Source organism: Phytopseudomonas flavescens, from assembly GCF_900100535.1.
Lineage (GTDB): Bacteria > Pseudomonadota > Gammaproteobacteria > Pseudomonadales > Pseudomonadaceae > Aquipseudomonas > Aquipseudomonas flavescens.
Genome location: NZ_FNDG01000015.1, coordinates 58561 through 84826, shown reverse-complemented (window position 1 = coordinate 84826; position 26266 = coordinate 58561). Strand labels below are relative to the sequence as shown.

The 26266-nt window shown below is 65.8% G+C and carries 20 protein-coding genes and 1 pseudogene; 13 read left to right on the top strand and 8 right to left on the bottom strand.

Annotation, left to right across the window (positions count from 1 at the left end):
* Positions 1-1101 (bottom strand): LysR family transcriptional regulator, encoded by a 1101-nt coding sequence (locus BLR94_RS18355; protein ID WP_084307472.1) that lies wholly within the window; start codon positions 1099-1101, stop codon positions 1-3.
* Between the two features lie 282 nt (positions 1102-1383).
* On the opposite strand from BLR94_RS18355, the gene mapR reads away from it, so the two are divergent.
* Positions 1384-2793, top strand: a complete 1410-nt coding sequence (mapR, locus tag BLR94_RS18350; protein WP_084307473.1) for a GntR family transcriptional regulator MpaR — start codon at positions 1384-1386, stop codon at positions 2791-2793.
* Between the two features lie 60 nt (positions 2794-2853).
* Here mapR and BLR94_RS18345 read toward each other — a convergent pair whose 3' ends face one another.
* The 5 genes from BLR94_RS18345 to BLR94_RS18325 all read right to left on the bottom strand — a co-directional run bounded on the left by BLR94_RS18345 (position 2854) and on the right by BLR94_RS18325 (position 9534).
* A complete protein-coding gene (locus BLR94_RS18345) occupies positions 2854-3612 on the bottom strand; it encodes a type IV pili methyl-accepting chemotaxis transducer N-terminal domain-containing protein (RefSeq protein ID WP_244158226.1) in 759 nt (252 codons plus the stop codon).
* 478 nt (positions 3613-4090) lie between these two features.
* A complete protein-coding gene (locus BLR94_RS18340; protein WP_084307537.1) occupies positions 4091-4849 on the bottom strand; it encodes a TerC family protein in 759 nt (252 codons plus the stop codon).
* A 233-nt stretch (positions 4850-5082) separates the two neighbouring features.
* Positions 5083-5463 (bottom strand): nitrite reductase small subunit NirD, encoded by a 381-nt coding sequence (gene nirD, locus BLR94_RS18335; protein ID WP_084307474.1) that lies wholly within the window; start codon positions 5461-5463, stop codon positions 5083-5085.
* Complete coding sequence (gene nirB, locus BLR94_RS18330; RefSeq protein WP_084307475.1) at positions 5463-8021, bottom strand: nitrite reductase large subunit NirB; 2559 nt, start codon at positions 8019-8021, stop codon at positions 5463-5465. Before nirB ends, nirD begins: the two co-directional genes overlap by 1 nt.
* A gap of 625 nt (positions 8022-8646) precedes the next feature.
* Complete coding sequence (locus BLR94_RS18325; RefSeq protein ID WP_084307476.1) at positions 8647-9534, bottom strand: PA4780 family RIO1-like protein kinase; 888 nt, start codon at positions 9532-9534, stop codon at positions 8647-8649.
* A gap of 172 nt (positions 9535-9706) precedes the next feature.
* On the opposite strand from BLR94_RS18325, the gene ada reads away from it, so the two are divergent.
* The gene (ada, locus tag BLR94_RS18320; RefSeq protein WP_084307477.1) at positions 9707-10747 is read left to right on the top strand and encodes a bifunctional DNA-binding transcriptional regulator/O6-methylguanine-DNA methyltransferase Ada; all 1041 of its coding nucleotides are present in this window, start codon (positions 9707-9709) and stop codon (positions 10745-10747) included.
* Positions 10748-10865: 118 nt separating this feature from the next.
* Here the strand turns inward: ada and BLR94_RS18315 are convergent, their stop codons facing one another.
* Entirely contained in the window at positions 10866-12143 is a 1278-nt protein-coding gene (locus BLR94_RS18315) for an acetyl-CoA C-acetyltransferase (protein WP_084307478.1), read from the bottom strand.
* A 291-nt stretch (positions 12144-12434) separates the two neighbouring features.
* On the opposite strand from BLR94_RS18315, the gene BLR94_RS18310 reads away from it, so the two are divergent.
* The 6 genes from BLR94_RS18310 (at position 12435) to BLR94_RS18285 (ending at position 17145) form a co-directional block, all read left to right on the top strand.
* Positions 12435-13790, top strand: a complete 1356-nt coding sequence (locus BLR94_RS18310; RefSeq protein WP_084307479.1) for a 3-oxoacyl-ACP reductase — start codon at positions 12435-12437, stop codon at positions 13788-13790.
* A gap of 164 nt (positions 13791-13954) precedes the next feature.
* Positions 13955-14806, top strand: coding sequence for a MaoC family dehydratase (locus BLR94_RS18305; protein ID WP_084307480.1), 852 nt, complete (start codon positions 13955-13957; stop codon positions 14804-14806).
* Between the two features lie 41 nt (positions 14807-14847).
* Positions 14848-15153, top strand: a complete 306-nt coding sequence (locus tag BLR94_RS18300; RefSeq protein WP_084307481.1) for a MazG-like family protein — start codon at positions 14848-14850, stop codon at positions 15151-15153.
* The gene (locus tag BLR94_RS18295; protein ID WP_084307482.1) at positions 15150-15899 is read left to right on the top strand and encodes a methyltransferase domain-containing protein; all 750 of its coding nucleotides are present in this window, start codon (positions 15150-15152) and stop codon (positions 15897-15899) included. The genes BLR94_RS18300 and BLR94_RS18295 overlap by 4 nt, the downstream gene beginning before the upstream one ends.
* Before the next feature lie 25 nt (positions 15900-15924).
* Complete coding sequence (locus BLR94_RS18290; RefSeq protein ID WP_084307483.1) at positions 15925-16548, top strand: DUF4136 domain-containing protein; 624 nt, start codon at positions 15925-15927, stop codon at positions 16546-16548.
* A gap of 33 nt (positions 16549-16581) precedes the next feature.
* Entirely contained in the window at positions 16582-17145 is a 564-nt protein-coding gene (locus BLR94_RS18285; protein ID WP_084307484.1) for a DUF4136 domain-containing protein, read from the top strand.
* Between the two features lie 140 nt (positions 17146-17285).
* Here BLR94_RS18285 and BLR94_RS18280 read toward each other — a convergent pair whose 3' ends face one another.
* Positions 17286-18221 carry an SdiA-regulated domain-containing protein gene (locus BLR94_RS18280; protein ID WP_084307485.1) on the bottom strand — a complete coding sequence of 312 codons (936 nt, stop codon included), beginning with the start codon at positions 18219-18221 and terminating at the stop codon, positions 17286-17288.
* A gap of 316 nt (positions 18222-18537) precedes the next feature.
* Here BLR94_RS18280 and BLR94_RS18275 point away from each other — a divergent pair, with 316 nt between their 5' ends.
* From BLR94_RS18275 to BLR94_RS27545, 5 genes and pseudogenes are all read left to right on the top strand, one after another.
* Positions 18538-20793, top strand: coding sequence for an ATP-binding protein (locus BLR94_RS18275; RefSeq protein ID WP_244158225.1), 2256 nt, complete (start codon positions 18538-18540; stop codon positions 20791-20793).
* Between the two features lie 16 nt (positions 20794-20809).
* Complete coding sequence (locus BLR94_RS18270; RefSeq protein ID WP_084307487.1) at positions 20810-21295, top strand: response regulator; 486 nt, start codon at positions 20810-20812, stop codon at positions 21293-21295.
* Positions 21296-21356: 61 nt separating this feature from the next.
* Positions 21357-23747, top strand: a complete 2391-nt coding sequence (locus BLR94_RS18265) for a response regulator (protein ID WP_084307488.1) — start codon at positions 21357-21359, stop codon at positions 23745-23747.
* Between the two features lie 104 nt (positions 23748-23851).
* Complete coding sequence (locus BLR94_RS18260; protein ID WP_167359778.1) at positions 23852-25606, top strand: hybrid sensor histidine kinase/response regulator; 1755 nt, start codon at positions 23852-23854, stop codon at positions 25604-25606.
* 239 nt (positions 25607-25845) lie between these two features.
* Positions 25846-26229 (top strand): annotated as a pseudogene (locus tag BLR94_RS27545) (response regulator); the annotation flags it as partial.
* Positions 26230-26266 lie beyond the last annotated feature (37 nt).

Sequence of the window (26266 nt, the reverse complement as noted above, 5' to 3'; positions counted from 1 at the left end):
CTACGGCAACGCCTCGACCATGAAGTCGACGAAGGCGCGAACCCGTGGCGAGAGGTGCCGGGACTGGGGATAGACGATGGACATCACGTCCGCCTCGGGCTGGAACTCTTCGAGCACCGGCAGCAGCAGGCCGGCGGCGATTTCGGCTGCGACGTGGTAGTCGTGGATCTGCCCCAGGCCGAAGCCGGCCAGCGCGGCGGCATGCAGGGCGAAGCCGTCGTTGAAGGTCATCGAGCCCTTGGGCCGGAAGCTGCGCGACTCGCCAGCCTCCTGAAAGACCCAGGAGCGGGCGCGCCCGGTTTCGTGATAGGTCAACGCCAGGCAGTTGTGCCGCGCCAGCTCATCGAGCGATTCGGGCACCCCGTGCTTCGCGAAATAGGCTGGCGTGCCGACCAAGCGCCGACGCACCCGAGCGAGGGGCCGTGCGATCAGGCTGGAGTCCTCCAGGGGGCCGAAGCGAACGGCGACATCCATGCCTTCGTCCACCAGGTTGACGTAGCGATCGGTGATGGCGATGGCCAGGTCGACCTGTGGATAACGGGCCTGGAAGGCGCCGAGCAGCGGCACCACCCGGTTGCGCCCGAAGGAAACCGGCAGGCTCACCCGCAAGGTACCGGTCGGTTGGCGCTGGGCGCGGCACAGCACCAGCCTGGCGTCGTTGAGATCGGCGATGACCTGCCGACAGCGATGGAAGAAGGCCTCGCCATCGACCGTCAGGTTGACGCTGCGCGTGGTGCGCACCAGCAGCGCGGTCGCCAACTGGGTTTCCAGGCGCTTGATGGCATTACTCACGCCAGCCTGGGTAATGCCCAGGGCTTCGGCCGCACGCACGAAGCTTCGTGTGGTGAAGTGCCCGTAATCGCGGTCGTAGTCCCGCGCGATGGCCGCCAGGGTGCGCAGTTGCCTAGCCGACAGGGTGCCGTAGGGGATCGCCACGCGCAGCATATAGGCGTGCTTCTGCAGGTACAGGCCGTTCTGCAGGCGCAGCGGGAGAAACTCCTCCTCGCTCAGCTCGCCGCTGATGCGCCGCTGCACCTGATCGCGAAACTGCGCAACGCGCTCGCGCACCAGAGCGTGGTCGTACTCGTCGTAGTGATACATACAAGGCCCTCATTGCCGCCACACACGGCATACAGGCCTGCACTATGGACAACAGGGGCATTTCGAAACAGACGCAGATAAAACTGAAAAACCCATATCAGAAGCAGAAACTGCTACCTTTTTCATCCCGAAAGCCCCTTATGGCAGCGCGCTCCCAGCTCTGATCCGTATTTTATCGAGATCTCTGGATCTGTTCCCAGAGTCGTCAGCGGGCCATCATCCGCGCCCACGCCATGGCGAGCAGCGGTGCTGCCCTGCTCCCATCCGCCAAGTCAGGACAGCATGAAGCGCTACGAGAAATTCGCCGATGAAATAGCCGGGCTGATCCGCACCGGCGTTCTCGCGCCTGGCGAAAAGGTGCCCTCGGTGCGCCACGCCAGCCGCACCTACGGGGTAAGCCCGTCGACCGTGTTCCAGGCTTACTACCTGCTTGAAGACCGTGGCCTTGTCCACGCCCGTGCACGTTCCGGCTATTTCGTCCGCGAGCACGCCCAACGTCCGTTGCACGAGCCGGAGGTGCGCGCAGGCACGGCGCAGACCACCGATGTCGATGTCAGCGAACTGGTGTTCTCGGTGCTGGGCTCGTTGAAGGATCCGCACACCGTGCCTTTCGGCTCGGCCTTCCCCAGCCCGGACCTGTTCCCGCTGCCGCGCCTGGCCCGCTCCATGGCGCAGAGCGTGCGCGACATGCCCAGTCATGCGGTGATCGCCGACATGACCGAGGGCAATCCCGACCTGCGCCGGCAGATCGCTCTGCGCTACATGGTCAGCGGCGTGCGGCTGCCGCTGGAAGAGCTGGTGATCACCACCGGCGCCATGGAGGCACTCAACCTGTGCCTGCAGTCGGTGACCGAGCCGGGCGATCTGGTGGCCATCGAGAGCCCGGCGTTCTACGCCACCCTGCAGGTGCTGGAACGGCTCAAGCTCAAGGCAGTGGAAATTCCCGTGCACCCACGCGAAGGCATCGATCTGGACAGCCTGGCCGACAGCCTGCAACGCTTGCCGATCAACGCCTGCTGGTTCATGAGCAGCCTGCAGAACCCGCTCGGCGCGAGCATGAGCGACGACAAGAAACGCGGCCTCTACGAGCTGCTGCAACGCCATCAGGTGCCACTGATCGAGGACGACGTGTATGCCGAGCTGTACTACGGCACCCAACCGCCAAAACCGGTGAAGAGCTTCGACCGCGAGGGCCTGGTGATGCACTGCGGCTCGTTCTCCAAATGCCTGGCGCCGGGCTATCGGGTCGGTTGGGTCGCCGGTGGCCGCTATGCCCAGCGCATCGCCCGGCTCAAGCTGATGACCACCATCTCACCCTCGGTGCCGGCCCAGGCGGCCCTGGCCGACTACCTGCAGCACGGCGGTTACGACCGCCATCTGCGCAAGCTGCGCCATCATCTGGAAACCCAGCAGGCGTCGATGCTGGCCTCGGCAGCGCGGCACTTTCCGGCGGACACCCGGGTGACCCAGCCGAGCGGCGGTTATTTTCTTTGGTTCGAATTCGCCCAGCGGGTGGATGCGCTGCAACTGTTCCGGCTGGCCCTGGCCCAGGGCATCAGCCTGGCGCCGGGGCCGATCTTCTCGGCCACCCGCAGCTTCGGCCATTGCGCCCGGCTCAACCACGGCCACCCGTGGAGCACGCAGAGCGAGCAGGCCATGGCGACACTGGGGCGGATCATCGAGTCGTTCTGAAGGTGCAGCGAGTCGAGGCGCGAGCCGGTGCTCATCCCGGGCGGGATGAGCACCGCCGGGTCAGAGCTGGTCGCCCTGCAGGCCGGCGTAAAGGCGGGTCATCTCGTTGAGCTGGCGGAACATCGACTCGGCATTCACGGCGACGATGGTCGGCACGAAGTCCTTGGAGGCGAAGGCCTTGGTCGCGAACTGCCAGCGCGCATCGGCCTTGCGCAGCGCGGCGGCGATCTGGTCATTCGGTGCGCCAGCGGCCTGCAGCTCCTTCATGATGCTGTCGAACTCCTTCACCGAGGCGTCGAAGTTGGCATCCAGGTCGGGGGCTTGAACTCCCCAGGCGCGGGCCATGTAGAACATCGCGGTACGCTGGGTCAGCACACGGTTCCAGCCACTGCGGTTGATCGCATGCGAGGCGGCGTCGCCGTTGTGCTTTTCGAACAGGTCGGTGACGTGCTGGCACTGCTTCACCAGTTCCTCGGCCTTGGCGAGCATCGCGCTCGCCTGGGCCTTGTCCGGCGTGGCAGTGATCATGCCGCGATAGGCGCTCCAGATCACCTCGACCTGGGCCAGGGCAGCACGCACCTCGTCGTTGGTGGGGTGAGCCTTGAGCTGGGCGTGGTGGTCTTCGAACAGTGCAATGCTGGTGTTGAGCTGCTTGATGGCATCGTCGACCTTCACGTCGGAGCCGATCATCAGGTAATCCTTGGCCATGATCTGGCCCAGGCTGCGCTGCAGGCCAGCCATGTTCATCGCTTCCAGCGGCTTCATTTCGGCCCAGCTGGCGAAGCTGATCAGGCTGAGGCCCAGCAGAAGCGTTCCCATGCAACGTTTAATCAACTCGATATCCTCAATACGCTCTGGAGGGGCGCCCCCGACGAACCACTGACCGCGCAGCAGCGCGACGTGAGCAGCGAGGGTCGACCCAGGTGACGACTGGCGCACGGTGGCAGCCGGAGCTGCCAACATTCCGACGCCAGCGGTGGTTGATTCTAGTCCATACGCCCGTCGTTGACGTGCTGCCATGACGCCTTCGCCGGTTATCCGCCCAGCGAACATGGAGATTGGTGACGTCCGTCACAGTGGCGGGCTCATGCCCGGAATGCGCAGGCACTGCGCGGCGCTGGCGAACCGCCGGGGCCGAAGGCCATGGGCGCGTGCGTCGGGGTAGGTCAGGGCGAAAGCTTGCCGGGCTCGATACGGGCAGGGGGCAGGACGCGCAGGCCATCCGAAGGACAGCCGCCGGCCAGGGATGCGTTGCGGGGCCCCTCCCCCCCGGCCAACGGGGGTGAGGGGCCTGGCCTCAAGGTGCCTTGTCGGTTTTGGCCGCCGCTTTGCGGCGGGCGCGACGGGACAGCATGTTGAGCCCTTCGATGATCGCGGAGAATGCCATGGCGGCGTAGATATAGCCTTTTGGCACGTGAGCGCCGAAACCTTCGGCGATCAGCGTCATGCCGATCATGATCAGGAAGCCCAGGGCCAGCATCACCACGGTCGGGTTGGCGGCGATGAAGCGCGCCAGCGGGTTGGCGGCCAGCAGCATCACGGTGACGGCTGCGACCACGGCGATGACCATGATGGGTACGTGGGGGGTCATGCCCACCGCCGTGATGATGCTGTCGACCGAGAACACCAGGTCGAGCAGCAGGATCTGCACGATGGCGGCGCCGAAACCCAGGGAAGCGGCACGGCCGACGAACATGTCGCCTTCCGGCTCCGGGTCCATGGAGTGATGGATTTCCTTGGTCGCCTTCCAGAGCAGGAACAGGCCACCGGCGATGAGGATGATGTCCTTCCAGGAGAACGCCTGGCCGAACAGTTCGATCACCGGCTCGACCAGTTGGACGATCCAGGCCACGGTACCGAGCAGCCCCAGGCGCAGCACCAGTGCCGCACCAATGCCGAGGCGCCGCGCTTTGTCGCGCTGATGTTCGGGCAGCTTGTTGGTGAGGATGGAGATGAAAATCAGGTTGTCGATGCCCAGTACCACTTCCATGACCACCAGGGTAGCCAGGGCGACCCAGGCAGTGGGGTCGCTAGTCAATTGCAGGAGATAGTCCACGATCACGCACTTTATGGCTGAACAGAGGCCGCATTCTGTCTTGTTGTCTGGCGAACAAATGTGACATTTTATGACAAATTATTTCATGGCACTGCCCCACCCAAGGCGCCCTAACAATGTGCGCGCATGGGACCACCCAGGCATGGCTACAGCCGCTCACGGCACGCCGCCTGATGGCTGTGTGCGGCAGCGCCTGGGGCTGCCCGCCCAGCCATCCCCCAGCTGACGGGCGATCAGCCTGCCAGGCCGATTTCCACGCTGTCGCCATCGAGCCGCACCGGCCATGTGCGCAGGCGCTGTTCAGGGTCCTCCAGGCACGTGCCGTCGGCCAGGCGGAAATGCTGCTTGTAGAGCGGCGAGGCGATCACCAGGTCGCCCTTGATGCGTCCGATCAGGCCACGGCCGATGACGTTGGCGCCGGATTGCGGGTCGCGATTCTCCACCGCGAACAGTTGCTCGCCGACCTCGTTGTCGGGCAGGTGGAACAGGGCGATCTGCGCACCATCGAACCAGGCCACTACCCCTGAGTTGGCGACCAGGTCCTGGCTGCGGCACAGCGGTTGCCACTGCGTGGCGGCAAGCGATGGGGCGGGCACGGTACTGGGCTGGCTCATCAGTGCACCTCTTCGGTCACGGCGGGCAGGTTCAACTCACTGGCGGCGCGCGGACGACGCTGGCCACGCTCCCTGACGAAATGGATGTCCGGGTCGGCGCGCTGGTCGTTGACGAAGGTGCGGAAGCGCTTGAGCTTCTCCGGGTCCTTGAGGGCACCGGCCCATTCGCACTCGTAGCGCTCGACCACCCGTTGCATCTGCGCTTCCAGCTCATTGCCGAGGCCCAGGCTGTCGTCGAGGATCACCGCCTTGAGGTAATCCAGGCCACCTTCCAGCGACTCGCGCCATACCGAGGTGCGCTGCAGCTTGTCGGCGGTGCGGATGTAGAACATCAGCACGCGGTCGATGGTACGGATCAGCGCTTCGTCATCCAGGTCGGTTGCGAAAAGCTCGGCGTGCCGCGGGCGCATGCCGCCGTTGCCGCATACGTAGAGGTTCCAGCCCTTGTCGGTGGCGATCACACCGATGTCCTTGCTCTGCGCTTCGGCGCACTCACGGGTGCAGCCGCTGACTGCGAACTTGATCTTGTGCGGCGCACGCAGGCCCTTGTAGCGATCCTCCAGGCGCAGCGCCATGGCGACGCTGTCCTGTACGCCGTAGCGGCACCAGGTGCTGCCCACGCAGGACTTCACGGTACGCAGCGACTTGCCGTAGGCATGCCCGGTCTCGAAGCCGGCGGCGATCAACTCGCTCCAGATCTCCGGCAGCTCGTGCAACTGGGCGCCGAACAGGTCGATACGCTGCCCGCCGGTGATCTTGGTGTAGAGGTCGTATTTCTTGGCCACGGCGCCAATGGCGATCAGCCCATCCGGGGTGATCTCGCCGCCGGGAATACGCGGCACCACCGAGTAGGTGCCGTTCTTCTGCATGTTGGCCATGAAGGTGTCATTGGTGTCCTGCAGCGGGATCAGCGCCGGGTCGGTGATCGGCTGGTTCCAGCAGGAGGCGAGGATCGAGCCGACCGCCGGCTTGCAGATATCGCAGCCGGTGTGGCCGCGGCCATGCCTGGCCAGCAGTTCTTCGAAACTGAGCACACCCTCCACCCGGACGATGGCATACAGCGCCTGACGGGTATGGGCGAAGTGCTCGCAGAGGCTCCTGTCCACCGCCACGCCGCGGGCGCTCAGCTCATGCTCGAAGACCTGTTTGAGCAGCGCGCTGCAGCCACCGCAACCGCTGCCGGCCTTGGTGATGGCCTTCAGCTCGCCGAGGTCGGTGATGCCGGCGTCGACCTGGCAGCACACCGCGCCCTTGCTGACGTTGTGGCAGGAGCAGATGGTCGCGCTGTCCGGCAGCGCATCGGCGCCCAGGGTCGGCGCGCCTTCGGACAGCGGCAGGATCAGGCTGGACGGATCGGCCGGTAGCCTGATGCCGTTCTGGGCGTACTGCAGCAGGGTGTCGTAATAGCTGTTGTCGCCGACCAGCACGGCGCCGATAACGTGCTGACCATCCGCCGAGACCACCAGACGGCGGTAGCTGGCATTGGCTTCGTCGATGTAGCGGTAGCTCTTGGCACCCGGCGTAATTGCATGGGCATCGCCGATGGAGCCGACGTCGACGCCAAGCAACTTGAGCTTGGTCGACATGTCGGCGCCGGTGAACAGTTCGTGCGGCTCGCCAGCCAGTTGCGCGGCCACGACGCGGGCCATGCTGTAGCCGGGCGCGACCAGACCGAAGACCCTGCCATTCCAGGACGCGCATTCGCCGATGGCGAAAATCGCCGGGTCGCTGCTGCGACAGTCGTTGTCGACCACCACGCCCCCGCGGGTCGCGATGTCGAGCCCGGCGGCACGGCCGAGGGCGTCCTGCGGACGAATACCGGCGGAAAACACGATCAGGTCGGTTTCCAGGCATTCGCCGTCGTCGAATGTCATGCGGTAGGCGTATTGTTCACCTGTGACGATTTCCTGGGTGGCACGCGACAGGTGCACGCCAACCCCAAGAGCCTCGATGCGCGCCCGCAGTGCGTCGCCGCCGTCGGCATCCAGTTGCACCGGCATCAGCCGCGGCGCGAATTCCACCACGTGGGCTTCCAGGCCCAGGGACTTGAGGGCATTGGCCGCCTCCAGACCGAGCAGACCGCCGCCCACCACCACGCCACGCCGGGCACCGGTCGCGGCAGCGCGGATGCCGTCGAGGTCGTCCAGGGTGCGGTAGACCAGGCGCGAATTGCCCTCGGCGCCCGGAATCGGCGGCACGAAGGGGTAGGAACCGGCGGCCAGCACCAGCCGGTCGTAGCCGCGACGGCCCTCGCTGGTGACGACTTCGCGGTGCTCGCGGTCGATCTCCAGCACCTGCTCGCCGAGGTGCAGGTGCACGCCGTTGCGGGCGTACAGATCAGGCTCGCCCAGGGCCAGGGCTTCGGCATCCTTGCCGGAGAAATACTCGGACAGGTGCACACGGTCGTAGGCGCGCTGGCGCTCTTCGCCATACACGTGCACCTGATAGCGATGCAGGGCGCCGCTGGCGATCAGCTGCTCCACACAGTGGTGGCCGACCATGCCGTTGCCGATGACGATCAGGTTCTCGCGCTTGATCGATGTAACGATGGAATTCATAGCCTGCCCTCTGTCTGCGGCGCTATAACGGTTTTCTGCAACGCAAAAAAAAGACGCCTGGAGCTGTTGTCAGCTTCAGGCGTCTTTGCCTTGGATTCAGTGATGTAGTTTTGGGTGGATGGCCGGCTAAGCCGCCCAGGCTCATCACCCCGGCAGCCTAAGCCGCAAGGGCACCTGCGGGGTAATGGCAGGTCACGCAGAATGAGCAGCATGTTGCATGCCAACGCCTGGATCAACGCTAAAGCGCAGGAATGGCAAGGCTTTCCAGGCAGGCGAACAGAACGCAAGCGGCATGCAACACAGCAATGCTACGAACCAAAATCAAGCACATCGCCCCTCCGCTCACTGTTTCGGGGCATGCCGCAATTCCCAACATGGCAGCGAGCGGCTCTGATCGATCAGTCGTGGAATCCGTTCACGCTCACCAGCCAGAGCCAAGCGTTGGACCGTGAGACGCTACAAGGCGGAAGCAGTCATTTGTAGGGTGGACGACGCTTCATCCGTCCACCGCTCTGAGATCGCGATGGTGGATGAAAAGAGCGTCATCCACCCTACGGCTGCTTTCGCCACTTTGCGGTCGTGCATCAGGCATCTGCAGGCAAGCGAGCAGACCGTGAACAGGATCTCAGCGCTCCCAGGGCGGCGGCGGTTCCTTATCCTTGGGCTCGTCCTCGGCGTTGAGCGCGGCCTGGCGACGCGCCTCGTCGGCCAGGGCAGCCTTGATCTCACGCAGCACCGCATCGACGTCGGCATCGTCCTCGGGGTCATCGAATTCACCGGTCAGCACGCTGTCCGGCGTCAATTTGCCTTCCTCGTAGAGCGCCCACATTTCCTTGGCGTACTTGCTGAACTTGAGTTCCGGGGCGAACTGGCCGAAATAGGCGGCCATGTTGCCAACGTCACGCTCGAGCATCTTGAAGGCGTGGTTGTTGCCCGCCGCATCCACCGCTTGGGGCAGGTCGATGATCACCGGGCCTTCCGGGCCGAGCAGCACGTTGAACTCGGACAAGTCGCCATGCACCAGGCCGGCGCAGAGCATCTTGACGATCTCGTCGATCATGAACGCGTGGAATTCGCGGGCGTCCTCGGGGTGCAGGTCGACGTCGTTGAGGCGCGGCGCGACGCCCCCCTCGCCGTCGGTGACCAGCTCCATGAGCAGCACGCCTTCGAGGAAATCATAAGGCTTGGGCACCCGCACACCAGCGCTGGCCAGGCGAAACAGGGCCGCCACCTCGGCGTTCTGCCAGGCATCCTCCTGCCCCTTGCGGCCATATTTGGAGCCCTTGGCCATGGCCCGTGCGTCACGGCTGTTGCGTACCTTGCGACCTTCCTGATATTCGGCAGCCTGGCGGAAACCACGCTTGTTGGCTTCCTTGTAGACCTTGGCGCAACGCAACTCGGTACCGCAACGCACCACGTAGACCGCTGCTTCCTTGCCGCTCATCAAAGGGCGAATCACCTCGTCCACCAGGCCGTCTTCGACCAGGGGTTCAATGCGTTTTGGCGTCTTCATCAGCTTTTATTAGGGTCCTCAATGGGCTATGCGGCCCTTTTATACGGCAATCCTCGGGCAGCGCACAGCCTCTATGACAAATGTGCCGGCGCAAAGACTTTGAAAGCGCGATCGGCACTGGCGTACAACCTGGCGGATACCGACAATCGACGTACGCCCACAGGAGATCGACATGTCGGAAGAACGCCGCTGGCAAGCCGTGTGCGAGCGCGACACCACGCAGGACGGCCACTTCGTCTTCGCCGTGCGCTCGACCGGCATTTACTGCCGCCCCAGTTGCCCGGCACGCCGGCCACGCCGCGAGAACGTCAGCTTCCATGCCACCGCTGCGCAGGCCGAGGCCGCGGGTTATCGCCCCTGCAGGCGCTGTACGCCGCAAGGCAGCAGCGCGGCCGAGCGACTCGACACCCTGGTGACCGCCGCCTGTCGCCTGCTCGATGAGGCCGACAAAGCGCCGACGCTGAGCGAGCTTGCCGCGCGCATCGGCCTGTCCCCGTCGCACCTGGCCAGGGCCTTCAAGGCACGCACCGGAATGACCCCCAAGACCTGGGTCAATGCCCGTCGGCACGAGCGTCTGGCGCTCGCGTTGCCCCAGGCGAATTCGCTGCTCGATGCCGCCCTGAACAGCGGTTACTCCAGCACCCGAGTGCTCTATGAGCAGGCCGACGGGGTGAGCGCGGCCAGCCGACGCAAAGGTGCCGCCGGGGAACGGCTGTGCATGGCCGTGGTGCCCTGCCCGCTCGGCTACCTGCTGCTGGCGGGCAGCGACAGGGGCCTGTGCGCCTTGCTGTTCGGCGAATCGGAAGCCGCGCTGGAAGCGGAGCTGCGCCAGCGCTTTCCGGCGGCGACACTGCAGCGCGATGACCGGGCATTGCAGGGTTGGCTGCAGGAGGTGCTTAGGCAGATCGAGGAACCGGCACGCGCCGCCAGCCTGCCGCTGGATCTGCGGGGCACGGCTTTTCAGCAGAAGGTCTGGCAGGCCCTGCGGGCCATCCCCTCGGGGCAGACGCGCACCTATGGGCAACTGGCCGCCGGCCTCGGCAGCCACCCGCGCGCCATCGCCCGAGCCTGCGCCAGCAACCCGCTCGGCCTGCTGGTACCTTGCCACCGCGTTACCGCCGCCGATGGCAGCCTCGGCGGCTATCGCTGGGGCGTGGCGCGCAAGGCCGCCTTGCTCGAGGCCGAAGCCGAGACGACGAGGCGCGAGGATTGATCGCGCAGACTCTGCATCCGTAGCCTGGCGTTGAGCGCAGCGATACCCGGGGCAGCGATACCCGGGGCAGCGATTCCCGGGTTTCGCTGCGCTCGACCCGGGCTGCTTTCCGCCCGGCTCAGCGTTCCAGAATCGCCGTAACGCCCTGGCCGCCTGCGGCGCAGATGGAGATCAGGCCACGGCCCTCGCCAGCCACCGCCAGCAGCTTGGCCAGGTTGGCGACGATGCGCCCGCCGGTCGCAGCGAACGGGTGGCCGGCAGCCAGGGAGCTGCCCTTGATATTGAGCCTAGCGCGGTCGATGCTGCCCAGCGGCTGCTCCAACCCCAGCCGCGTGCGGCAGTAGTCGGCGTTTTCCCAGGCCTTGAGCGTGCACAGCACCTGGGCGGCGAAGGCTTCATGGATTTCGTAGTAGTCGAAGTCCTGCAGGGTCAGGCCGTTGCGCGCCAGCAAGCGCGGCACCGCATACACCGGCGCCATCAGCAGCCCTTCGTGGCCTTTGACGAAATCCACCGCTGCCGCCTCGCCATCACGCCAGTAGGCAAGGATCGGCAGGCCGCGGGCCTTGGCCCATTCTTCGCTGGCCAGCAGCACCAGGGATGCACCATCGGTCAGCGGTGTCGAGTTGGCCGCTGTCAGGGTACCGCGTTGGCCACGCTCGAACACCGGCTTGAGGGTGGCCAGCTTGCCCAGGTCGATATCGGGGCGCAGGTTCTGGTCGCGGGTCAGGCCAAGAAACGGCGTCAGCAGATCGTCCTGCCAGCCTTCGGCATAGGCGGCAGCGAGCTTGCGATGACTCTCCACCGCCAACTGGTCCTGCTCGTCACGGGCAATGGCCCAGTGCTGCGCCATCAGCTCGCAATGCTGGCCCATGGACAAACCCGTGCGTGGCTCGCCATTGCGCGGCAGCGACGGCGCCAGATGCCATGGCCGGATCTGCAACAGCGCCTTGATCTTGTCGCCGGCGCCCTTGCCGCGGTTGGCTTGTAACAGGATCTTGCGCAGACCTTCGTTGACGCCGATGGGCGCATCCGAGGTGGTGTCCACGCCACCGGCGATACCGCTCTCGATCTGCCCCAGGGCAATCTTGTTGGCCACCAGCAGCGCGGCTTCGAGCCCGGTGCCGCAGGCCTGTTGCAGGTCGTAGGCCGGGGTTTCGGGGGCCAGGCGCGAGCCGAGTACGCATTCGCGGGTCAGGTTGAAGTCCCTCGAGTGCTTGAGCACCGCCCCGGCGACCACCTCGCCGAGGCGTTCGCCGTGCAGGTTGTAGCGTTCGATCAGGCCGTCCAGCGCGCTGGTGAGCATGGCCTGATTGCTGGCGGTGGCGTAGGCGCTGTTGGAGCGGGCGAAGGGAATACGGTTGCCGCCAACGATGGCGACCCGGCGCGGCAGGCTCATGTACGGCTCCTTGTAGGTAATATTGTGCGGCACTTTAATTGGCACCTCTAAAAACTACCTGCGTTGTCATCGCTGCGTTAAGAACAGACTCAAAATGCTCATTTACAGCTCGTAAACTCCGCTTTTTCGCCTGTTCTTGCCTTGCGCTGACTGCCTCGCCAACGTTTTTAGAGATACCAATGTGGCTGATCACCGCCGAATTGGCCGGTCAGCCGGCCCCTGTCGATGCATGAAACGAGTGATGGCGTACAGTGGTCAACCTCTTTGAGTTTCAGCCCTGGAGTCTGTTCCATGTCCGATCGCTACCTCAACTTCGCCAACACGCCTACCGGACGCCGCCTGGTCGGCGTACTCGGGTTGCCCGCTCCGCTGCCGCTGGAACGTTGGGTGGCTGGCCGTAACCGGCCCCTGGACGGTGCGTTGCTGATCGGCGGCGACGGCGACCTGGGCGCTGCGGTGGCGGGCTTCGCCACGCGCCTGACCGATGAGCGTTTCGTCGCACGCGATGAGCAGCACGGCCTGCCACGCTGGACTGCCGAGCACGGCCCGAAGCTCAAGGGGCTGGTGTTCGATGCCAGCGGCCTGAGCCGCTTCGAGGAGCTGGATGCCCTGCGCCAGTTCTTCCAGCCCGCGCTGAAGAACCTCGGCCGCTGCCCGCACGTCGTGGTGCTCGGCCGTGCGCCGCAGACCCTGGACGACCCCCAGGCATCCGGCGTACAACGGGCCCTGGAAGGCTTCACCCGCTCCCTGGCCAAGGAGATCCGCCGCGGCGGCACCGTGCAACTGCTGTATGTCGATCGGGGTGCCGAGTGCCAACTCGAAGGTGCCCTGCGCTTCCTGCTTTCGCCCAAGAGCGCCTACGTATCGGCCCAGGTGCTGCGCCTGCAACCCTGCGTGCAACAGGTCGGCGACTGGACGCGCCCGCTGGCCGGCAAGACCGCCCTGGTCACCGGTGCCAGCCGTGGCATCGGCGCAGTCATCGCCGAGACCCTGGCCCGCGATGGTGCCGAGGTACTGTTACTGGACGTCCCCCAGGCCAAGGATGCCCTCGATGCCCTCGCCGCGCGCCTGGGCGGGCGCAGCCTGGCGCTGGACATCTGCGCCGAGGACGCCCCCGGCAAACTGGTCGAGGCCCTGCCGCAAGGTGTGGATATCGTCGTGCACAATGCCGGCATCACCCGCGACAAGACCCTGGCGAAGATGAGCGAGGGGCTCTGGGAATCGGTGATCGACGTCAACCTGCGCGCGCCGCAGCGGCTCACCGATGCCCTGCTGCAGGCCGGCACCCTGCGCGACAATGGCCGAGTGGTGCTGATCGCCTCGCTCAGTGGCATCGCCGGCAACGTCGGCCAGACCAACTACGCGACCAGCAAGGCCGGGCTGATCGGCCTGGCGCAGAGCTGGGCGCCGACGCTGGCCGAGCGCGGCATCAGTATCAACGCCGTGGCACCCGGCTTCATCGAAACCAGCATGACCGCCGCCATCCCCTTCACCATTCGCGAGGCGGGTCGGCGCATGAACGCCATGAATCAGGGCGGCCTGCCCCAGGATGTCGCCGAAGCCGTGGCCTGGTTCGCCCAGCCCGGCTCCGGCGCGGTCAGCGGGCAGGTGTTGCGGGTGTGCGGTCAGAGCCTGCTGGGCGCCTGATCGGCAGCCGAACGCAGGCATGGAAACGCGAATCGCCCCGCCAGCGGCACCGTCGCGGCGATGCGCGGGGCATGATGGCGTGGGCAGCGGCACCAATAGTGGCTGGCGACTGTCCTAGATACTGGCAGGAGCAGGCTGATACTCATTTCGCACCGGAGCGCACGATGGCAACCGAATGGCTCGATCTGCACACACCACCGGCCCTGCCCGGCCTGCTCTTGCGCGCGGCGCTGCGCCGTGGCATCACCGGCAAGGTGTTGCCGCATCGTGGGTTGCGCTGTCAGGTCAGCGTCGATGCCAGCCACCTGGCCCGCTATCGCGCGCTGTGCGGCTTCAGCGACGAAGCCCGGTTACCGGCCACCTATCCCCATGTGCTGGCCTTCTCGCTGCAGATGAAACTGCTCAGCGAGCCGGACTTTCCCTTTCCGCTGCTCGGCCTGGTACACCTGGAAAACCGTATCCGGGTGATTCGCCAGCTGGCCGGGCTCGGCCCCTTTACCCTCAGCGTGGAGGCCAGCAACCTGGCACCCCACGACAAGGGCGCGGTATTCAGTGTCATCACCCGCCTCGAGGACCAGCTCGGGTTGCTATGGGAAGGTGACAGCCGCCTGCTCTGCCGGGGCATGAAGCTGGACGGCCCGACGGTTGGCCGCAGCGAACCGGCCAGCCTGCCGATGGACGAGCTGACTCAATGGCCGGCACCGGCCAATATCGGCCGGCGCTATGCGCGGATCTCCGGCGACTACAACCCCATCCACCTGTCGGCACTGAGCGCCAAGCCCTTTGGCTTCCCGCGCGCCATCGCCCATGGCCTGTGGAACAAGGCGCGGGCCCTGGCAGCACTGCAGGCGCACCTGCCGCCCTCGGGCTACAGCGTCGAGGTACGCTTCCAGAAGCCGGTGCTGCTGCCGAGCAGCATCCGCATGCGTGCCAGCCTGCCGGCGGCCGAGGGCCAGTTCGACCTGCTCGGCAAAGAGGACGTGCCGCATTTGACCGGGTACTGGCAGGTCATATAAGCGTCGTGAAAGAATGTGTGGCTAATGCCTAGGGCCACCGCATGAACATCGCCGAACTCACCGCTCGCCTGCACGCCATTCGTGATCGCAACGACTGGCGACAATTCCACGCGCCGAAGAACCTCGCCATGGCGGCCAGCGTGGAAATGGCCGAGCTGGTGGAGATCTTCCAGTGGCTCAGCGAGGAGCAGTCGCGCAGCCTACCGGCTGACAAGCTCGAGCATGCCGGGCAGGAAATCGGTGATGTGGTGCTTTATCTGCTCCTGCTGTGCAGCGAGCTGGGCCTGGACATGGAACAAGTGGTTCGCGCCAAGCTGGCCGACAGCGAACGGCGGTTCAGCCGATGAGTGACCGTCACTTCGACGAGCTGGCGACCCGTTTCGCCGAAAAGATCTATGGCGGCGCCAAGGGCGCTATCCGCCTCGCCGTGCTGCAGGCCGACCTCAGCGAGGCACTGCCCGAGCGCCCACTGCGGGTGCTCGACGTCGGCGCCGGGCTCGGCCATATGGCCCTGTGGCTGGCTCGACGTGGTCATCAGGTGACCCTGGCAGAACCCGCCGAACCCATGCTCGCCGGCGCACGCCAACGCTTCGCCGAGGCCGGTGTGGCGGCAACCTTCATTAACGCGCCGTGGCAGGAGCTGCCGGGACGCTTCGAGGCCCCCTTCGACCTGGTCGTCTGCCATGCGGTGCTCGAATGGCTGGCCGAGCCGGCCGCCATCCTGCCCGCCCTGCATGGCCTGACCGCGGCCGATGGCTGGCTGTCGCTGGCCTTCTACAACAAGGATGCGCTGATCTACCGCAACCTGCTCAAGGGCCACCTGCGCAAGCTGCGCAGGGCAGAGTTCGCTGGCGAAAAGCAAAGCCTCACGCCGCAGCGTCCCCTCGATCCCCGGGAGCTGGCAGCGCAACTTGCCGAGCACTGGCAGGTCGAACAGCAGAGCGGCGTGCGGGTATTTCATGATTACATGCCACGGGAGTTCCAGGCCAAGGCGGAACTCGCCGACCTGCTGGACATGGAGTTGGCCCACCGCCGCCACCCGGCCTTCGCCGGACTCGGACGCTACCTGCACTGGATCTGCCGGCCGCGCTGAACGCCTGCTCTGCCAGGAGAACCGCATGAAACGCATCGCGCTGTTGCTGCTCACCACCGCCCTGGCGGCCTGCCAGAGCCAGAACCCGTACCGCACGGACTCGCTGCCGCTGCCCCCGGCCCCGGCCCCGGCCGGTGCGGCCAGCCACTTCGACAAGAGCGCCTACCCTGCCGCCCCCCGCGACTACGCGGCCTACCGCAGCTGGACCTGGCAGCAACGCCCGGCGGGCAACGCCTGGGCCAGCGCGGACCTGCTGCAGGAGGCCCTCAACAATGCCCTCGATCAGCGGGGGCTGCGCCCCGCCCAGGGCAGCGCTGCGGCCGATCTCAAGGTGCGCACCGACACACGCCTGGAACGCCGCGTCCGCCAGGTCGCCGACCGCTACGACCCCTACTATGGAGGTGGCTACGGCAGCTACGGCAACCGCGGCTATTACGGCAATGGTGTCGGTGTGGGTACCCGCGTTCCGCTGACTCGTACCTACGAAGAAGAGGTCGTGGTGGTGCGTATCGACTTCTTCGACGGCCGCAGCGGGGAACAGGTGTGGAGCGGGCAGGCAGAAATGCGCAGCAGCGGCAGCCAATCCGAACGCGCCGAGGCCCTGCGCAAGGCGGTCAGCAACGCCCTTGGCGAATACCCACCGGCATGACCCTCGATTTCTGACCGATTCAGGAGAACCCTTATGCGCCGCCTGCCTGTGCTGTTGATCCCCGTCCTGTTGCTGCTCGGCGCCTGCCAGAGCCAGCAGGTCAACCGTGACTTCGATGCCAGTCGCGACTTCGCCGGCTACCGCAGTTGGAGCTGGCAGGAGCCGGCCGTGCAGTACAAGCCCAACGATCCACGTATTCGCAGTGACCTGACCGAGCGGCGCCTGCGCGGCGCGGTGAGCGAGCAGCTCGACCAGCGCGGCCTTCGCCCCGCCGCGGCTGGCACCTCGGCAGACCTGCGCGTGCAGGTGTGGTTGATCGTCGACCAGCGCCAGCAGCAGGTCAGCACCGGCTTTGGTGGCGGCTTCGGCGGCTATTGGGGCAATTACTGGGGCAGCCCGGCCTATAACGAGACCCGCACCCTCGATTACAAGGTCGCCACCGTGCAGGTCGACCTGCTCGACGGCAAGGACGGCAAGCTGGTCTGGCGCGGCAGTGACGAACGCATCATGCGCAATGACGAGGGCAACCCCGCCCAACGCGAGACGGTGATCCGTGAAACCGTCGGCCGGGTGCTGAGCCAGTATCCGCCGCGCTAGGGCCGCAGCGGCAGTATCCATAGAGGGCGGTGCGGCGATGGTGTAAGAACAGAGCGTCTTGCACCCTACGGCCAGGCTCCCTCGAATCTGTAGGAGCCGGCTAGCCGGCGAACATGGCTCGCGGCTCCGGCCGCGCTCTGCTAACCGCGCCCGAAGCGATAGAACAGGTTGGGTTCGCTGACGATATAAAGGTTGCCTTGATCGTCGAAGGTCATGCCTTCGCCCTGGGGCACCGCCTTGCCGAGGCCGGCGAAGTCGCTGTCGAGGGTGCGGAAGCCGATCAGCTCGCCGTTGTCCGCATCCAGTTCCATGATCCGCTTCGACTCGTCGCTGAGCAGTGCCAGGTGACCGGTATGCTCGTCGAAATGCACCGACGACAGGTCCGAGGCGAACACCGAATCGCGAATCCAGTCGTCGTGGTCGATGACTTCCAGGCCGAAGTCGCCACCCACGCTGGCTTTGAAACCACGGATTTCATAGAGCTTCATGGGCGAGTGCTCCTTGATCACGAACAACCGGTCCCGCGTACGATCGTAACCCACCCCCTCGAAACCCTGGTTGCCGTCCCGCTGGATGCCCAGGGTCAGGGCGCGGTAATCCTCGCGGAACAGGGCGCCGGCCCGCTCTGGCACCGGCACCACCACCAGCGCATGTTCACGTTCCTCGGCGAGCAGCAGCATGCCGTCACCCAGGTAGGTCACCCCTTCGACATCGCTGAAACCGCTGAGCGGGTAGCGTGCCAGCACCTCGCCGTCCTTACTCATGGCCAGCAGCTCTTCAGGGTTGTTGAGCACCGCCCAGAGCTGGTCGCGCTGGTCGTCGTAGCTCAGGCCCGAGAGGTTGTCGCCGACGCCAGCGACCACCTTGGCATCCACCTGGACCTGGTAGCGATGGGAGAGCAGGCTGTTCGGCGCCCACTGCGAGACTGCCGGGGTGGTCAGCCAGTAGTAAAAACGGTCGTCCAGATGCAGGGCGCGCACCTGATAACCGGCGACCAGCAGGATCAGCAACAGCAGCCACGCCCATGGGCGCAGGACGGGCAGACGGGAAAAGGCCCGTTTGGCAACAGATATCATGGGGGCTCTCGTGTTGGCGGATGCAGGCAGCCTGCCTGGGAAATGTTGCAATCCGTCGACACGACGGACCGTTTTGAGAGACCTGCGGCGCTGCGAAGTTCCTCGCTACCCGGCGGTCGGGGCGAGTCGCTGCATTCCACTGATTACACCGTATTACGGTTTACCCAGCCCCTGAGAGCGTGCAGACTGCCCGCGCAGGGCGACTGTCGGGCAGAACCGCACAACGCGAACGTCCACGGGGACTGGCGTGCCTGCCCCACCGCACCCGCCCTCGAGACCGTTCATGCAGACCGGCCTGGAACCGAAGGAGAACGTCTTGGCGTCCAGCGAAACCATCACCTCATTGAGCAGCGCGATCGCCAACTGCGCCAAGGAGCCGATCCAGACTCCCGGCAGCATCCAGCCCCAGGGATTCCTCATGGTGCTCGACGAGCAGGCGCTGACGGTGCTGCAGGTGAGTGCGAACGTCGCCGAGTGGCTAGGCCTCGCTGCAGAGCAACTGCTGGGCCAGCACCTCGACGCGCTGTTCGAAGACAGCGCCTCGCTGGCCGAGCGCCTGGCCCAGCTCTCACCGGATGAAACCGCGCCGTTGCACATCGGCGACGTGCGCTTCCTGCAGGGCACGCGCAGCAACCAACTGATCGCCATGATGGCGCACCACTACGATGGCGTGCTGATCGCCGAGTTCGAACCGACCAGCAACGTGATCGCGGCTTACAACAACCTCTATCCGGTGGTGCGCACCTTCATCGGCCACCTGCAGAGTGCCGAGGACATCGACGAGTTGTGCCGCCTGTCGGTGGACGAGGTCAAGCGCATCACCGGTTTCGGCCGGGTCAAGGCCTACAGCTTCGATGCCGAGGGCAACGGCCTGGTGCTCGCCGAGTGCCTCGACCCGGGGTACCCCAGTTACCTGGGCCTCAGTTTTCCCGCCTCGGACATCCCGACCCAGGCTCGCGCGTTGTACATCGGCAACCGCATCCGCGTGATCGAGGATGCCAACTACCAGCCCTCGCCGCTGTGCCCCCCGCTCAACCCGACGACCGGCAAACCGCTGGATCTCAGCCATGCCGCGTTGCGTAGCGTGTCGCCCGTGCACCTGCAATACATGCGCAACATGCAGACCATCGCCTCGATGTCGATCTCCATCGTGGTCGAGGGGCAGCTCTGGGGGCTGATTTCCTGCCACCACGCCGAAGCCCGCCCGGTCGGTTTCCAGACCCGTACTGCCTGCGAACTGCTGGGACGGATGCTGTCGCTGCAGATCGAGGCGAAGATCGCCCAGGCGCGCACCCAGCACTTGCTGCAGTTGCGCCGGCATATCGTGCAGATGCTCTCGGCCATGGCCGATCGCGACAGCGTCAGCGATGGCCTGCTGTCGATGCCCGACACCTTCCTCGGCTTCGCCCAGGCCAGCGGCGCGGCGATCATCAGCGCATCGCACTGCGACCTGCTCGGCGACACCCCGCCGCGGCACCTGGTCAACGCACTGGCGCAGTGGCTGGGCGCCCGCGGCGAAGACCTGTTCCAGACCGATAATGTCGGCCGCGACATCGCCGAGCTGCCGGAGCTCGCCAGGCATGTCGGCGGCGTGCTGTCGGTGGCGATTTCCGAACTGCATTCCCATTACCTGATCTGGTTCAAGCCGGAGCAGACGCGCGTCGTCGACTGGGCCGGCAAACCGGAAAAGTCCATCGCCGCCAGCGGCGTGCTCAACCCACGCAACAGCTTCGCGCGCTGGCAGGAACGGGTCGCCGGCTTTTCCGCACCCTGGCACCCGCAGGAGGCGGAAAGCGCCCTCGAGCTGCGTGTCGCGGTACTCGGCATCGTGCTACGCAAGGCCGAGGAAATGGCCCAGCTGAGCAGCGACCTGAAAAAGTCCAACAAGGAGCTGGAAGCCTTTTCCTACAGCGTGTCCCACGACCTGCGCGCGCCCTTGCGGCATATCGCCGGCTACGCCGAGCTGCTCGGCGATTTCGAGGGCCCCAAGCTGTCGGAGCGCGGCCTGCGGTTCCTCGAGCACATCGAAGAGTCGGCACGCTTCGCCGGCACCCTGGTGGACAACCTGCTGAGCTTTTCGCAGATGGGCCGCTCGGCGCTGCGCATGTGCGAGGTCAATCTGCAGGCCCTGTTCGATTCGATCCGCGAGGAAATGAAACCCGACTATCAGGGTCGAAACCTGGAATGGCACGTGCAGCCACTGCCGACGGTGGTCGCCGATGCGGCGTTTCTGCACCTGGCGCTGCGTAACCTGCTGGCCAACGCCATCAAGTACAGCCGCGAGCGCAACCCGGCGGTCATCGTCATCGGCGCCCAGGAAACCGCCGACGAAGTGGTGGTGTTCGTTCGCGACAACGGCGTCGGCTTCAACATGGATTACGTCGACAAACTCTTCGGGGTCTTCCAGCGCCTGCACCGTATGGAGGAATTCGAGGGCACCGGCATAGGCCTGGCCAGCGTACGGCGTATAATCGAGCGCCACGATGGGCGTGTCTGGGCAGAGGGCGTTGTCGACCAGGGCGCTACCTTCTATTTCGCGTTGCCCAAACGCCACCAACCCGCTCTTGTGTGACGGGACGAGGACTTGAATGCTCAAACCGATTCTGTTGGTCGAGGACAACCCCCACGACCTGGAGCTGACCCTGATAGCCCTGGAACGCAGCCAACTGGCCAATGATGTGATCATCATGCGTGACGGCGCCGAAGCGCTGGACTACCTGTTCCGCCGCGGCGACCACGCCGACCGGCTGCCCGGCAACCCGGCGATCATGATGCTCGACCTCAAGCTGCCCAAGGTCGACGGCCTCGAGGTGCTGCAGGTGGTGCGCAACACGCCCGAGCTGCGCAGCCTGCCGATCGTCATGCTCACGTCCTCCCGCGAAGGCCCTGACCTGCATCGTGCCTACGAATTGAACGTGAACGCTTACGTCGTCAAGCCAGTCGAATTCAAGGCGTTCGTCTCGGCGATTTCCGACCTGGGTATATTCTGGGCGGTGCTCAACGAGCCGCCTCCCGGCTCGCTGCGCCTGCAGCGGCGCGTAGCCGATATAGACGCACCATCCGATAACGACTGACAGACACAACGCTTCGCCTGCCGGGCGAGGCAACCACAGACAGTAACCGACGACTTTCTACATGCCGTTCGACCCCTTGAGACTGCTGTTCATCGAAGACAGTCCGCGTGATGCGGAACTGGCCCTGCTCACCCTCGAACGCAACGGATTGTCGGTCGCCTGCACGCTGGTCTACGACCACCTGGCTGCCGAACAGGCACTGCAGAAGGACCACTTCGACCTGATCCTGTCCGATTACCTGCTGCCGGGCTCGTCGGGGGCTCAGGCACTGGAGGTGGCTCGCCGCCTGGCGCCAGAGACGCCCTTCATCTTCCTGTCCGGCATGTTCGGTGAAGAACACGCGGTGGAGATGATGCGCCTGGGCGCCGTCGACTACGTGCTCAAGCAGAACCTGCCGTTTCTGCCCAAGGCCGTCGACCGCGCCATGGCCGAGGTTCACGAGCGACGGGAGCGGCGCCGCGTCGAAGACACGCTGCAGTCGGTCGAAGCCCGTGCACGGCTGGCCATTGGCGCGGCGCGCATGGGCATGTGGGACTACCTGCCGGCGACCGACACCATGGTCTGGGACGAGCGCTGCCGGGCACTCTACGAGCTGCCGCCCGGCGCAGAGGTCGACATGGCGATGTTCTACAGCCGCTGCCATGCGGACGATCTTGCGCACTTGCAGCAGCGTGTGGGCGAGGCCCTGGCGTCGGATACCGGCAACGAGTTCCAGGCCGAATTCCGCCTGCCCCTGAGCAACGGCAGCGAGCGCTGGATTTCCGCTCGTGGCCAGGCCTTCTTCGAAAACGGCCACTGCGCGCGTTTCCTCGGCGTGCTGCATGACATCACCGAACAGAAACAGGCCAACGAAGCCCTGCTGCGGCTCAACGACATGCTCGGTGAACGTGTCGAAAAGCGCACCCGCGAGCGCGACCGCAACTGGGAACTGTCCCGCGACCTGCTCGCCGTACTGCGTCTCGACATGCGCCCCAGCGCACTGAACCCGGCCTGGGAACAGACCCTCGGCTGGTCGCGCCAGGAGCTGCTCAAGGGGCCGTTGTGGGAACTGGTGCACCCCGAGGATCTCGACGACACGCTGGAACAGATCGGGCAGGTGACCTCGGAAAACGTCTCGGTGCGTTTCGTCAATCGCCTGCGCCACGCCAGCGGCGATTATCACTGGCTGTCATGGATTCTGGTGCGCGAAGACGACCTGCTCTACGCCGCCGTGCGCGACATCACCCACGAAAGGACGGTGGTCGAGGAACTGGCTGCCACCAACCAGCAACTGCGCGAGCAAATCGCCGAACGCGAGCGCGTCGAAGCGACGCTGCAACAGATGCAAAGACTGGAAGCGATCGGCCAGCTCACCGCCGGCGTGGCCCACGACTTCAACAACCTGCTGACCGTGGTGTTGACCAGCACCAGCTTCCTCATCCGCGACCTGGAGAGAGGCACGCTGGACAAGGCACGCAGCCGCCTGCAGAACATCACCGACGCTGGCGAGCGCGGCGCCAAGCTGACCGGCCAGTTGCTGGCCTTCTCGCGGCGCCAGCGCCTGGTGCCGGAAGCGGTCAACCTGGGCGAAACCGTGCTTGGCATGCTGGAATTGCTGAAAAGCACCCTGGGCGGCAGCGTATTGATAGAAACCACCACCCAGCCCGGCCTCTGGCACGCCCGGGTCGACCCGACGCAGATCGAGCTGATCATTCTCAACCTGGCGATCAACGCCCGCGATGCCATGGCCGGCGGTGGCAGCCTGCGCCTGGGCACCAGCAACGAGGTGATCAGCGAGGCGGCGCGCCGCGCCGAAGACCCGGAGCCCGGTGACTATGTGGTGCTATCGGTGCAGGACTCCGGCAGCGGCATGAGCGAGGCGGTGCTGGCCAAGGCCTTCGAGCCCTTCTTCACCACCAAGGAAATCGGCAAGGGCTCGGGCCTGGGCCTGGCCCAGGTCTTCGGTTTCGCCAAGCAGTCCGGCGGCGGCGCCCGCATCCTCACGGAAATGGGCATCGGCACCACCGTCAAGGTGTACCTGCCGGGCCTGCGCGACATCGTCCAGCCAAACGATGAAATCTCCAGCCAGCCACTGCCGGTGGCCGAGCATGGTGCGCAGCGCACCATTCTGCTGGTCGACGATGACCCACGGGTGCGCGAAGTCACCGCGCAGACCCTGGACGCCCTGGGTTACCAGGTGCGCGAAGCGGGTAGTGGTACCCAGGCGCTGAGCCAGCTCGATGGCGACATCGACCTGCTGCTGGCCGATTTCGCGATGCCCGGCATGAACGGCGCAGAGCTCGCGCAGGTCGCCCGTCAGCGTTTCCCGGCATTGCCGGTGGTGTTCGTCACCGGCTATGCCGAGCTGGGGGGGCTGGACGCCGATGAAGCCTTCATCGTGCAGAAGCCGTACCGCAGCGAAGAACTGGCGGAAAAACTGCATCACGCCCTCGCCGCCGCCAAACCCGGCTGAATGCCTGCCGCGCCACAGCTGGCAGGCCGCTGCCACCGAGCAACCCGGACCGGGCGCGGCAGCGCTGCGCCAGCCCATCACGCTCCTTGCCCGCGATGCCGATCATGCCCCTAGAACCCTGCCTGTTCGCTGGCCAATCCGGCGAGACCGTCGACCTCATCCGCCGCTTCGACTGGGCCGCCACCCCACTCGGCGCGATCAGCCAATGGCCGGAGGTTCTGCTCGGCGCCACCCGCCTGATGCTGTCCTCGCCCACGCCCATCGTGCTGCTCTGCGGCCCGAGCGGTGTACTGATCTACAACGATGCCTATGCCACCTTTGCCGGCCAGCGCCACCCGGCCATCTTCGGCCTGCCGGCCGAACGCGCGTGGCCGGAAATCGCCGAATGGAACCGGCAGGTGATCAGCGCCGGCCTGGCCGGCCAATCGATGGCCCAGGAAAACCTTCACCTGCCGCTACGCCGCCCGGGGCTGCCGGACGACGCCTGGATGAACCTGTACTACAACCCCTTGCTCGACGCCCGGGGCAACTCCCACGGCATGATGTGCATCGTGGTGGAAACCACCAGCCAGGTCACCGCCACCCAGCAACGCGTGCAGGCCGAAGCCGAATTGCGCAGCGCCAACCAGCGCATCGAACTGGCGCTCAATGCCGGCGCGGTAATGGGCACCTGGGTGTGGGACATCGCCAACGACCGGGTGACCGGCGATGAACGCTTCGCCCGCGCCTTCTCCATCGGCACCCTGGAGGCCAGCACGGGGATGACGCTGGAGCGCGTGACGACCGCCATCCACCCGCACGACCTTCCCGGCCTGCAGGCGTCGATCGCCCAGAGCCTGCAGACCGGCGGTGCGCTGCGTGCCCATTACCGCCTGCGCCAGGCGGACGGCGGCTACCGCTGGATCGAAGCCAATGGCCGCTGCGAACGGGCAACCGACGGCACGCCGCTGCGCTTGCCCGGGGTACTGATCGATATCGATGAGCACAAGCAGACCGAACTGGCCCTGCGGCAACTGACCCAGACCCTCGAGGAACGCGTCGACGAAGCCGTGCTGCAACGCACCCAGGCCGAGGAACAGCTGCGCCAGGCACAGAAAATGGAAGCCATCGGCCAGCTCACCGGGGGCATCGCCCATGACTTCAACAACTTGCTGGCCGGTATTCTCGGCAGCCTGGAGCTGATCCAGCGCAAGCTGCCGGCCGCCGACGCCCCATCGCTGATGAAATTCATCGACGCCGCCATCGCCTCGGCCAACCGCGGCGCGTCCCTGACCCACCGCCTGCTGGCGTTCGCCCGGCGTCAGTCGCTGGACATGCGTGCAGTGGAGGTCAATGCCCTGGTGCACGCCATCGAGGAGCTGCTGGTGCGAACCCTGGGTGAGCAGATCAACCTGGAGATCCGGCTCGCCGACGACCTGTGGCCGACCCGCAGCGATGGCCATCAACTGGAAAATGCGCTGCTCAACCTGGTCATCAATGCCCGTGACGCCATGCCGGCGGGCGGGACGCTGCGCATCGAGACCCGCAATACGCAACTGCGCGAGGCGGACGCGCTGCATTACCAGGTGCCGGCCGGGGACTACCTGCTGCTGTCGGTCAGCGACACCGGCAGTGGCATGTCCGAGCAGATCATTGGCCACGCCTTCGAACCGTTCTTCACCACCAAGCCCATCGGCCAGGGCACTGGCCTGGGCCTGTCGATGGTCTATGGCTTCGTGAAGCAGACCGGTGGCTACCTGCAATTGAGCAGCCAGGTCGGCCTCGGCACCACCCTCGACCTCTACCTGCCGCGCCTGCACCTAGGGTCTGTTGACGTTTCAGCGCGAGCCGCGTTGCCGCGAGAAATCTCGCCAGGCTAGGCGGAGGACGCAGGGAATGGTTGTTCCCTTGCCAAGTCCTCCAACGACGCATGGCGAGATTTCCCGCGCAACCCTCAGGGCCGGGCCCGTTTTGCCGCGATGCGGCGTTTCTCGCCGGCTCATTTAGCCCGCTAAACGTCGCGGCTCGTGCCTTGCCTCGCGGCAAAACGGGCTCCGGCGCGGCCGTGCGTGAAACGTCAACAGACCCTGCGCCCACGCCTCCCCTGCACAGCGTCGCGCCAGCGGCGGCAAGGGGTAAAGGCGAACGGATTCTGCTGGTGGAGGACGACAAGGTAGTGCGCATGCTGGTCGTCGAGGCGCTGGAAGAACTTGGCTACCAGTTGATCCAGGCCGGCGACGCGCAAAGTGCCCTGAGCCTGCTGGAGCAACACGCGCCGCTCGACCTGCTGCTCACCGATGTCGGCCTGCCCGGCATGAACGGCCGCCAGCTCGCCGATGCCGCGCGGCATCGACAGCCCGGCCTCAGGGTGCTGTTCAGCAGCGGCCATGTCGAGGCGGCAGTAGCAGGCGACGCCGTCTCGGGCGACGGCACGCAGATGATCGCCAAACCGTTCTCGTTCGAAGCGCTGGCCGCCACCATCAGGGCACTGCTCGACGCATGACCCCGGCAACCGGTGCCACAGGCCCACGCGCAAACGG

What these genes read in the sequence shown, in the direction of transcription:
- BLR94_RS18355 (WP_084307472.1), bottom strand. Translation starts at nt 1,101, where the DNA reads ATGTATCACTACGACGAGTACGACCACGCTCTGGTGCGCGAGCGCGTT.
- mapR (WP_084307473.1), top strand. Translation starts at nt 1,384, where the DNA reads ATGAAGCGCTACGAGAAATTCGCCGATGAAATAGCCGGGCTGATCCGC.
- BLR94_RS18345 (WP_244158226.1), bottom strand. Translation starts at nt 3,612, where the DNA reads ATGGGAACGCTTCTGCTGGGCCTCAGCCTGATCAGCTTCGCCAGCTGG.
- nirD (WP_084307474.1), bottom strand. Translation starts at nt 5,463, where the DNA reads ATGAGCCAGCCCAGTACCGTGCCCGCCCCATCGCTTGCCGCCACGCAG.
- nirB (WP_084307475.1), bottom strand. Translation starts at nt 8,021, where the DNA reads ATGAATTCCATCGTTACATCGATCAAGCGCGAGAACCTGATCGTCATC.
- BLR94_RS18325 (WP_084307476.1), bottom strand. Translation starts at nt 9,534, where the DNA reads ATGAAGACGCCAAAACGCATTGAACCCCTGGTCGAAGACGGCCTGGTG.
- ada (WP_084307477.1), top strand. Translation starts at nt 9,707, where the DNA reads ATGTCGGAAGAACGCCGCTGGCAAGCCGTGTGCGAGCGCGACACCACG.
- BLR94_RS18315 (WP_084307478.1), bottom strand. Translation starts at nt 12,143, where the DNA reads ATGAGCCTGCCGCGCCGGGTCGCCATCGTTGGCGGCAACCGTATTCCC.
- BLR94_RS18310 (WP_084307479.1), top strand. Translation starts at nt 12,435, where the DNA reads ATGTCCGATCGCTACCTCAACTTCGCCAACACGCCTACCGGACGCCGC.
- BLR94_RS18305 (WP_084307480.1), top strand. Translation starts at nt 13,955, where the DNA reads ATGGCAACCGAATGGCTCGATCTGCACACACCACCGGCCCTGCCCGGC.
- BLR94_RS18300 (WP_084307481.1), top strand. Translation starts at nt 14,848, where the DNA reads ATGAACATCGCCGAACTCACCGCTCGCCTGCACGCCATTCGTGATCGC.
- BLR94_RS18295 (WP_084307482.1), top strand. Translation starts at nt 15,150, where the DNA reads ATGAGTGACCGTCACTTCGACGAGCTGGCGACCCGTTTCGCCGAAAAG.
- BLR94_RS18290 (WP_084307483.1), top strand. Translation starts at nt 15,925, where the DNA reads ATGAAACGCATCGCGCTGTTGCTGCTCACCACCGCCCTGGCGGCCTGC.
- BLR94_RS18285 (WP_084307484.1), top strand. Translation starts at nt 16,582, where the DNA reads ATGCGCCGCCTGCCTGTGCTGTTGATCCCCGTCCTGTTGCTGCTCGGC.
- BLR94_RS18280 (WP_084307485.1), bottom strand. Translation starts at nt 18,221, where the DNA reads ATGATATCTGTTGCCAAACGGGCCTTTTCCCGTCTGCCCGTCCTGCGC.
- BLR94_RS18270 (WP_084307487.1), top strand. Translation starts at nt 20,810, where the DNA reads ATGCTCAAACCGATTCTGTTGGTCGAGGACAACCCCCACGACCTGGAG.
- BLR94_RS18265 (WP_084307488.1), top strand. Translation starts at nt 21,357, where the DNA reads ATGCCGTTCGACCCCTTGAGACTGCTGTTCATCGAAGACAGTCCGCGT.
- BLR94_RS18260 (WP_167359778.1), top strand. Translation starts at nt 23,852, where the DNA reads ATGCCCCTAGAACCCTGCCTGTTCGCTGGCCAATCCGGCGAGACCGTC.